This is a genomic window from Micromonospora sp. NPDC005171 (genome assembly GCF_040608575.1).
Lineage (GTDB): Bacteria > Actinomycetota > Actinomycetes > Mycobacteriales > Micromonosporaceae > Micromonospora.
Genome location: NZ_JBEXIM010000073.1, coordinates 1 through 8,377, shown reverse-complemented (window position 1 = coordinate 8,377; position 8,377 = coordinate 1). Strand labels below are relative to the sequence as shown.

At 70.3% G+C, this 8,377-nt stretch carries 8 protein-coding genes and 1 pseudogene; 5 read left to right on the top strand and 4 right to left on the bottom strand.

The features are described 5' to 3' along the window. The first annotated feature begins 434 nt into the window (after window positions 1–434). The gene (locus ABZU74_RS33780) at window positions 435–776 is read left to right on the top strand and encodes a hypothetical protein (protein ID WP_355432776.1); all 342 of its coding nucleotides are present in this window, start codon (window positions 435–437) and stop codon (window positions 774–776) included. Beyond that, window positions 773–1,432 carry a nucleotidyl transferase AbiEii/AbiGii toxin family protein gene (locus ABZU74_RS33775; RefSeq protein ID WP_355432773.1) on the top strand — a complete coding sequence of 220 codons (660 nt, stop codon included), beginning with the start codon at window positions 773–775 and terminating at the stop codon, window positions 1,430–1,432. The genes ABZU74_RS33780 and ABZU74_RS33775 overlap by 4 nt, the downstream gene beginning before the upstream one ends. Window positions 1,433–1,727: 295 nt before the next feature. Here ABZU74_RS33775 and ABZU74_RS33770 read toward each other — a convergent pair whose 3' ends face one another. Next, window positions 1,728–2,630 carry an SDR family oxidoreductase gene (locus ABZU74_RS33770; RefSeq protein ID WP_355432770.1) on the bottom strand — a complete coding sequence of 301 codons (903 nt, stop codon included), beginning with the start codon at window positions 2,628–2,630 and terminating at the stop codon, window positions 1,728–1,730. A 187-nt stretch (window positions 2,631–2,817) separates the two neighbouring features. Between ABZU74_RS33770 and ABZU74_RS33765 the strand changes: the two genes are divergently transcribed. Next, window positions 2,818–4,608: a 5'-nucleotidase C-terminal domain-containing protein gene (locus tag ABZU74_RS33765; RefSeq protein ID WP_355432767.1), complete on the top strand. Its 1,791-nt coding sequence runs from the start codon at window positions 2,818–2,820 to the stop codon at window positions 4,606–4,608. A gap of 54 nt (window positions 4,609–4,662) precedes the next feature. Here the strand turns inward: ABZU74_RS33765 and ABZU74_RS33760 are convergent, their stop codons facing one another. Together ABZU74_RS33760 and ABZU74_RS33755 are read right to left on the bottom strand one after the other, a co-directional pair. Then, window positions 4,663–4,836, bottom strand: a complete 174-nt coding sequence (locus tag ABZU74_RS33760) for a hypothetical protein (protein ID WP_355432765.1) — start codon at window positions 4,834–4,836, stop codon at window positions 4,663–4,665. A gap of 88 nt (window positions 4,837–4,924) precedes the next feature. Continuing rightward, entirely contained in the window at window positions 4,925–6,085 is a 1,161-nt protein-coding gene (locus ABZU74_RS33755; protein ID WP_355432762.1) for a geranylgeranyl reductase family protein, read from the bottom strand. A gap of 147 nt (window positions 6,086–6,232) precedes the next feature. Here ABZU74_RS33755 and ABZU74_RS33750 point away from each other — a divergent pair, with 147 nt between their 5' ends. After that, complete coding sequence (locus ABZU74_RS33750) at window positions 6,233–6,469, top strand: hypothetical protein (protein ID WP_355432759.1); 237 nt, start codon at window positions 6,233–6,235, stop codon at window positions 6,467–6,469. An 86-nt stretch (window positions 6,470–6,555) separates the two neighbouring features. Continuing rightward, window positions 6,556–7,995, top strand: coding sequence for an MFS transporter (locus ABZU74_RS33745; RefSeq protein WP_355432756.1), 1,440 nt, complete (start codon window positions 6,556–6,558; stop codon window positions 7,993–7,995). Between the two features lie 85 nt (window positions 7,996–8,080). On the opposite strand, the pseudogene ABZU74_RS33740 reads toward ABZU74_RS33745, so the two are convergent. Beyond that, window positions 8,081–8,377: pseudogene (locus ABZU74_RS33740) on the bottom strand (hypothetical protein); the annotation flags it as partial.

Below are 8,377 nucleotides of genomic sequence, written 5' to 3'. Positions count from 1 at the left end.
CCGGGCGGAGGCTGGCATTCCAACCTGCGCGACCCGCATCCCAGGCCCGGTGCGGGCCGGGCGGCGGGCGGTGGTGCTGCGATCGTCAGAGTATGTAACGACCCCGCCCCGGCCACGATTCCAGCCCACGGGTGCACCCGGTCACCACCCACGAGACCCCAATCACGGGCAAACCTCCCACACAGCGCCCGGCCTGCGGCGTCAATCCACCCCTCACCCGGGTGATCCACTCGGGTTCGCGGAAGTCGGGGCATCCGGGACGGCTGGACACCGCGACATCAAGGAACCCGAGTCGATCACGACCGCGCTGACCGCACCAGCCTCGCGCAAACCGGACAAACTTCCGGGCGGTGACGGGCAGGCTGGCGCGCCTTGAGCAGCGCGCTGGGCTCGACCTGAACGACATCGGCTCTGGTGGGCGTTACCCTGACACCATGCAGGCCGTCTCCCCCACCGCGACCGGCGTGGCTTTTCTGGCCCGCCCGGGTCGCCCTGCTGTGGTGGCGCGGACGCTTACTGAGCTGGCCGGTCCCACCCGAGGTGTGGTCGAGCTGCCGGTACGGCTGATGTGGAACGCCGAGCGCACCTTCGACCTTGGCGACCCCGACCAGCTGCTCTGGATGTACGAGAATGTGCTTCGCGAGACCACCCGGGCCGACGATCTGCGCGCTCTGATCAACGGGCGGACGCTGCGTCGGGTGTGGCGACTGCTCAACCTGCCTCGGGGCGTACGCCAGGCGTGGGAGAGCCGGCACCGCGGCCTGCGCGCGGCGTGATCGAACCTCATCTGCACGAGTTCTACCGGGAGGTGGCCCGGGTGGCGCTGGCCGCCGCCGGGCCGTACCGGTTCGTGCTGGGCGGTGGGGTGGCGTGGGCGGCCCACGGGCTGGTCGCCCGACCGACGGAGGACGTCGACCTCTTCGCGGACGTGGAGGGTGCCGCAGCGGCCGCGTCCGCCGGTGTGCGCGTGGCCCTGGAGCGGGCCGGGTTCATTGTCAGCGACGCCGACCCGGACAGTGAGCTGGCCGAGCTGTTCGACGGGTACGAGCAGGACATGAAGGACTTCGTGGTGAGTCGCGACGGACGGCAGATCCGGCTCAGCCTCGCCCGGTTGGATCGCCAGCAGAGCCCGGTGGTGATGGACCTCGGCCCGGTGATGGACGTCCGTGACCTGGTGGCCAACAAGATCGCGGCGTTGGTCAACCGGCGGGAGGTTCGTGACTTCATTGATGTGGCCGCGGCCCTCGACCACTACGACGTGACCGAGCTGTTGGTGCTGGCACGGCAGGTCGACCCCGCGCTGGACCCGGACGACGTGCGCGCGGCTGGCCGTTACCTGGACCGGCTATCCGACCAGCGCTTCGGCCGGTACGGCCTGGGGGCCGCCGACGTCGCCCAGATCCGGCAACGCTTCGCCGCCTGGCCACGCTGACCACCAGACAGCGCGAACACTGCCGCGCGAACAACAGGCCCGCGCGAACAAGAGGGCCGCACGAACAGGGCCGCGCCAACACGAGGGCCCCGCGAAAAAGAGAGCCGCACGAACAGGGCCGCGCGAACAAGGCCGCGCGAACAAGGCGGCCGCGCCAACAAGAGGCCGGCGGAAGCAAGCCGCACCAGCAGGGGCCAACGAACAACCGCCGCGCGAGCAAGCCGCGCCCGACAACCTGCACGAACAGGCGACACCGCCGGGTGGGCATTGCCGCGGACGCCCACCCGGCGACGGATCACTTGGTCGGTCGACCGCCCGTGACCCCCAGGATTTCGCCCGTCACGTAGCTGGACTCCTGCGAGGCGAAGAAGACGTACGCGGGCGCCAGCTCGGCCGGCTGCCCGGGACGCCCCTCCGGGGTGTCGGTGCCGAACTGCTTCACCTTCTCCTCCGGCATGGTGGCTGGGATCAGCGGCGTCCACACCGGGCCCGGTGCGACTGCGTTGACCCGGATGCCCTGCTCGGCCAGGTCGGCGGCGAGGGCCTTGGTGAAGTTGGCGATGCCCGCCTTCGTGGTGGCGTAGTCCAGCAGCTGCGGCGACGGGTCGAACGCCTGGATCGACGACGTGTTGATGATCGCCGAGCCCTCGGCCAGGTGCGGGATGGCAGCCTTGCAGAGCCAGAACATCGCGTAGAGGTTGGTCTTGAACACCCGGTCGAACTGCTCGGTGCTGATGCCGAGGATCCCCTTGTCCTGCGACATCTGGTACGCCGCGTTGTTGACCAGGATGTCGAGGCCGCCCAGGTCGCGCACCGCCCGATCGACCAGTTCCTGGCAGTGCGTCTCGTCGGTGATGTCACCGCGTACCGCGACGCCCCGCCTACCGGCGGCCTCGACGAGCCGGATCGTCTCCCGGGCGTCGGCGTCCTCCTCCTCGCCGAGGTAGGAGATGAGCACGTCCGCACCCTCCCGGGCGAAGGCGATCGCGACCGCCCGGCCGATCCCCGAGTCACCGCCGGTGATCAGCGCCCTGTTGCCGTCGAGTTTGCCGCTGCCCCGGTACGACTCCTCCCCGTGGTCCGGCTTCGGGGTCATCTCCCGGGTCGAGCCGGGCGCTGACTGCTGCTGCGCGGGCTGACCGGACTGCTGGCCGTACTGGCTGGTGGGGTCCTGCTGGGTGTGCTGGTCCTCGCTCACTGGAGATCTCCTCGCTGTGCGCGGGAAGCGGGGGCTCTCCCGCAGATGTCGTCAGTGTCCGCCCTACCCTGCGTCGGCCTGCGGAAACCGCTGCAACAGCCGGGGCTGGCGTGGCGGGAGCGACAGCTGCTGGTTATGGTGCGCAAGGCGCTCACGAGGCGCGTCCATCCCCATGGAAAGGCACGTCATGACCTCTCCCTCCGGCCCGTCGCGCCGCCAGGTGCTCGTCGCCGCGGCGGCCGCGGCGACCACCCCGCTGATCGCCGCCGCGCCCGCGCAGGCGGCCGGCGCGGCCCGGCCGCGCACCTGGGACCTCACCCTCCTGGGCACGTCGGACACGCACGGCAACGTCTACAACTGGGATTACTATCGCGACGCCGAGTACGACGACAGCAAGCAGAACGACATCGGCGTCGCGAAGCTGGCGACCCTGATCAACCAGATCCGTCGGGAGCGGCGCGGCAAGGCGACGCTGGTGCTCGACGCCGGCGACACGATCCAGGGCACGCCGCTGGCCACGTACTACGCCAAGCAGGAGCCGATTACCGCCACCGGGGAGAAGCATCCGATGGCCCGGGCGATGAACGTCATCGACTACGACGCGGTGACGTTGGGCAACCACGAGTTCAACTACGGCCTGCCGTTGCTGGACCTGTGGATCCGGCAGCTCGGCTTCCCGGCGCTCGCCGCGAACGCCGTCAACACGAAGACCGGCAAGCCGGCCTTCCTGCCGTACGTCATCAAGAAGGTCTCCCTCGGGTTCGCCGCGCCGACCCTGCGGGTCGGCATCCTGGGGCTGACCAACCCCGGCGTGGCCATCTGGGACAAGGGCAACGTCGAGGGCAAGCTGCGCTTCGAGGACATGATCGCCACCGCGGCGAAGTGGGTGCCGATCATGCGGGCCCGCGGTGCGGACCTCGTGCTGATCTCGGCGCACGGCGGGGACAGCGGCACCTCCAGCTACGGCCCTGAGCTGCCGAACGAGAACCCGGTGGCGTTGATCGCCCAGCAGGTGCCGGGGATCGACGCGATCCTCTTCGGTCACGCGCACAACGAGGTGGTCGAGCGGTTCGTCACCAACGAGCGCACCGGCACGCAGGTGCTGCTCTCCGAGCCGTCGAAGTGGGGCCAGCGGCTCACCCGGATGGACTTCACCCTCGCCCGGGAGCGTGGCCGGTGGACGATCACCAAGAAGGCCGCCACCATGCTGAACACCAACACGGTGGTCGAGGACCCGAAGGTGCTCGCTGCCGTGCGGGCCCAGCACCAGAAGACCGTCGCGTACGTCAACCAGGTCGTCGCCACGTCCACAGTGGAGTTGTCGGCGGCCGAGTCGCGGTACAAGGACACGCCGATCCTGGACTTCATCAACCACGTGCAGACGGAGGTGGTCGGTACGGCGCTGGCCGGCACCGCGTACGCGGACCTGCCGGTGCTGTCGATCGCGGCGCCGTTCAGCCGGACCGCGGTCTTCCCCGCCGGTGACGTGAAGATCCGCGACGTGGCCGGCCTGTACGTGTACGACAACACCCTTGAGGCGGTCGTGCTCAGCGGCGCGGAGGTGCGCGCGTACCTGGAGTACTCGGCGAAGTTCTTCCGCACCCTCGCGCCGGGCGCCCCGGTCGACCCGGAGCAGATCAGTGACCCGGCCGTGCCGGACTACAACTACGACGTCTTCTCCGGCCTGGACTACGACATCGACATCTCCAAGCCGGTCGGGCAGCGGATCACCCGCCTGGTGCTGGCCGGCACCGACACTCCGGTGGCCGACAACGCCCAGTTCGTGGTGGCGGTGAACAACTACCGGCGCAGCGGCGGCGGCAACTTCCCCGGCATCGTGAAGACCCAGGTCTACAACGCGCAGCAGGAGATCCGGCAGCTGCTCATCGACTGGGCGCAGGCCAGGGGGACGATCGATCCGGCCGACTTCTTCCAGCAGAACTGGCGGCTGGTACGCGAGGGCGTGCCGGTCTTCTGATCGCACACTGTCGACGGGCCGTGGGTGGCGACACCTGCGGCCCGTTGCGCGTTCTCAGCCCTGCACGTTCCAGCGGATCGGGTCGTCGGATTCCTCCGGCCGGTCACGCCCGGGATCGGTTTCGGTCAGCGCCACCCGTTCGTCGGGACGGACGGCGGGCGGCAACTCCCCGAACCGCACGTGGCGCAGAAACGCGTACTCGTCGTCGGTGAACGGCTGCTCGGTCATCAGCGCTCTCCTTCTGCTGCCCTGCTGTGATTGTCCTGCCCACAGACCGGGCGACGCCAGTAGCCGCGTACACATCCTGTAAGGCGTCCTAGGATCCTGGGTGAATAGCGGTGGGCTGGCGCGATGGATGAGACAACCGGTCGAGCACCGCGAGGGCTGCACGGATGGGGCGACGGCGCAGCATCTCGTCGAAGCTCGCCCGCCCCTGGCAGAACTGCACGAACATCCGCCAGCCCGGCGGGGTCGCCAACAGCGCGTGGAACACGTCAGGCCGGCGGGTGAACACGTCGAGCAGCCGGAACCCCGCCCGCATCTCCGGCAGCAGACGCTCGGCCACCGCCCGCTCGTACCCCGCCAGATCACCGGCCGCGACCGCCGCTCCGGCCAGCTCACCGGAGCGCAACGCGAAGCTGATGCCCTCCCGGCTCCACGGCTCCAGCAGCCCCGCCGCATCCCCCACGACCAGCACCCGGCCATTGCGCAACGGTGAATCCTCCGCGCGGCAACGGGTCAGGTGACCGGAGTCGTGCTCCGCCGGCAACCCGGTCAGACCCAACCTGTCGACGAACCGTCGCAGGTAGTCGCGGGTCCCCTCCCCCGCGCCCCGACCGGCGATCACACCGACGGTCAGCCGGTCACCCTTGGGAAAGACCCACGCGTACGAGCCCGGCATGGCGCCCCAGTCCAGCAGCAGCCGACCCCGCCACCGCTCCTGCTCGCCGGGCGGCACCGGAATCTCCAACTCCAGACCCAGATCCACCTGCCGGTACCGCACCCCGATGTGCCGGCCGGTCACCCCCGACGAGCCGTCCGCCCCGATCACGGCACGAGCCGCGATCGTCGTACCGTCGGCCAGCCGCAGGCGTACCCCCTCAGGGTCCTGCTCGATCGCGCGGACCGCGACCCGCTCCCGCAGCTGCGCGCCGGCGGCGACCGCCGCCGCGCGCAGCCGGTCGTCGAACTCCTCCCGGCGCACCATCGTCACCACCGGACTGCCGTTGCGACGGGTGAACTCCCGACGGCCGTCGCGGGTGAACGTCACCCGGTCCACCCGGTCGTGCGCGGGCACCTCGATCCGACCCTGCACGGCCGCCAGCGAGGTCCCGATCAGGCCACCGCCGCACGTCTTGTACCGCGGGTGCACGGCTCGCTCGACAACAAGGGTGGAGACGCCCGCACGGGCAGCGGCGTGCGCCGCGGACAGCCCCGCGGGGCCAGCGCCGACGACGACGAGATCCCAAACGATCACGGAAGCAGCCTAGGGCACCGCCCCGCCGCTGCCGCCGGACCCGCCCGCCGTCGCGACCGCCCGATCGGGTGTGCATCTTCGGGCACCGAGGGGGTAAACGGCGCACGGCAACCGCCACCACGGTGGCGGACGAGCAGAGGAGGAACCATGCAGCAGGTGCAACTGTCGGAGGCCGAGCAACGCGTGTACCAGGCGGTCACCACCCTGGAGGCGCGCGGACAGGTGCCCTACCCGGACCTGATCGCCGAGGAGTCCGGGTTGACCCCGGAGCAGGTGGACAGCCCCCTGCACCTGCTCACCGAGAAGGGCCTGCTGCACCGCGAGGACTCACCGATGGCCGGCCTCGACTTCGGTCCCCGGTTCTGCGCCCGCCAGATGGCGTGACCCACGGAGCCAGCCGGCACGGTTCGCCCCCCCGAAGACCCGGGTAGCGGTCAACCATGCATGACCGAGGGTCGACGGGGGGCATGATGAGCGCGGCGCAGACGCCGCAGCCGGTGACCGCGGCCGAGAACCGACGACGCTGGCAGGCGGTCGGCGTCGGACTCGTCGCCGCGTTCATGACGCTGCTCGACGTGAGCATCGTCAACGTCGCCGTGCCGTCGATCGACCGGGCCCTGCACGCGTCGTCGAGCGACCTGCAGTGGATCCTCTCCGGCTACGCGCTCACCTTCGGCCTGGCGCTGGTGCCCGCCGGCCGCTTCGGCGACGCCCGAGGTCGACGCAACGCGTTCGTCTTCGGCATCGCCCTGTTCACCATCACCAGCGCGCTCGCCGGCCTCGCCACCTCCCCCACCTGGCTGGTCATCGCCCGACTGCTGCAGGGCGCCGCCGCCGGCGTCGTCAACCCGCAGGTCATCGGGCTGATCCAGCAGCTGTTCCGCGGGCCCGAACGCGCCCGCCCGTTCGGGCTGCTCGGCGCCACCATCGGCATCTCCACCGCCGTCGGACCGCTGCTCGGCGGGCTGCTCATCGCCATCGGCGGCGAGGAACACGGCTGGCGTTGGGTTTTCTTCGTCAACGTGCCGGTCGGTGTCCTCGCGGTGGTCCTCGGCTGGCGGCTGCTGCCCGGCCGCCCCACCGGTCAACCCGGCTGGCATCGACTCGACCCCTTCGGCGTCCTACTGCTCGGCATCGGAGTCGTCCTGGTCCTGCTGCCACTGGTACAGGAGCAGCAGTGGCGGACCCCCTGGAAGTGGGCGCTCATCCCGGTCGGCCTGGCGGTGCTGGTCGCCTTCGGACTCTGGGAGCGACGGTACGCACGCCACTACCAACCCCTGTTCGACCTTCGACTGTTCAACTTCCAGTCGTACACCCTGGGCTCGATCCTGGCGCTCGTCTACTTCGGCGGCTTCACCGCGATCTTCTTCATCTTCACCCTGTTCCTCCAGATGGGCCTCGGCTACAGCGCGCTCGTCGCCGGCCTGGCCATCACCCCCTTCGCCCTGGGCTCGGCGGCCGCCGCCGTCCTCGGCGGACGCATCGTCAACCGCTTCGGCCGACCACTCGTCGCCATCGGACTGCTCACCGTGGTGATCGGGCTGGCCGCCACGGTGATCGCACTGCGCCTCTTCCCGGACGCCCCGGCGCCCTGGGTCACCACCAGCCCGCTGCTCATCGCCGGCATCGGCAGCGGACTGGTGATCGCCCCCAACCAGACGATCACCCTCTCCGAGGTGCCGGTCGGGCAGTCGGGCAGCGGCGCTGGCATGCTCCAGACCGGTCAGCGGATCGGGGCCGCCGCCGGCATCGCCGCCGTCGGCTCGATGTTCTTCTCCACGCTGGCCGACAGTCGCGGTGACTGGACCACCGCCTTCGAACAGTCCCTCATGCTCGCCACCGGCATCATCGTGCTCGCGCTGATCACCGCGCTGATCGACATCTGGCGCACCCACAACCACAAGAACTGACCGGGGTACGCCGCTGGCCGGCACCCCGGGTTGCGGGTGCCGGCCAGCGGTCGGTGTCGTGCTGTGGTGCTGTGGTGGTGCGGTGTCAGTTGTTCCAGTGCTGGGCGACGAGGTCGGTGGCCTGCTGCTCCCACTGGGCGTAGGCGTCCGGGTACGCCGACACCTGCACCGTCTGCGCGGCGTCGGTCAGGGGCATGTCCTGCCACCCGTCGACCTGCTTCAGACCCTTGAGGAACGCGGTCGTCGAGTACTCGGGGTCGGTGATCTGCTCCGGGGTGCCCCAACCACTGGTCGGGCGCTGTTGGAACAGGCCCAGCGAGTCGTGGTCGTTGGCGTCGCCGAGGTGGCCCAGGTTCTCCAGCTTCGACTCCTGCAGGCTCGT

Excerpts from the sequence above, each read along its gene's own strand:
- ABZU74_RS33760 (WP_355432765.1), bottom strand. The coding sequence starts at position 4,836 with ATGACCGAGCAGCCGTTCACCGACGACGAGTACGCGTTTCTGCGCCAC.
- ABZU74_RS33745 (WP_355432756.1), top strand. The coding sequence starts at position 6,556 with ATGAGCGCGGCGCAGACGCCGCAGCCGGTGACCGCGGCCGAGAACCGA.
- ABZU74_RS33765 (WP_355432767.1), top strand. The coding sequence starts at position 2,818 with ATGACCTCTCCCTCCGGCCCGTCGCGCCGCCAGGTGCTCGTCGCCGCG.
- ABZU74_RS33750 (WP_355432759.1), top strand. The coding sequence starts at position 6,233 with ATGCAGCAGGTGCAACTGTCGGAGGCCGAGCAACGCGTGTACCAGGCG.
- ABZU74_RS33780 (WP_355432776.1), top strand. The coding sequence starts at position 435 with ATGCAGGCCGTCTCCCCCACCGCGACCGGCGTGGCTTTTCTGGCCCGC.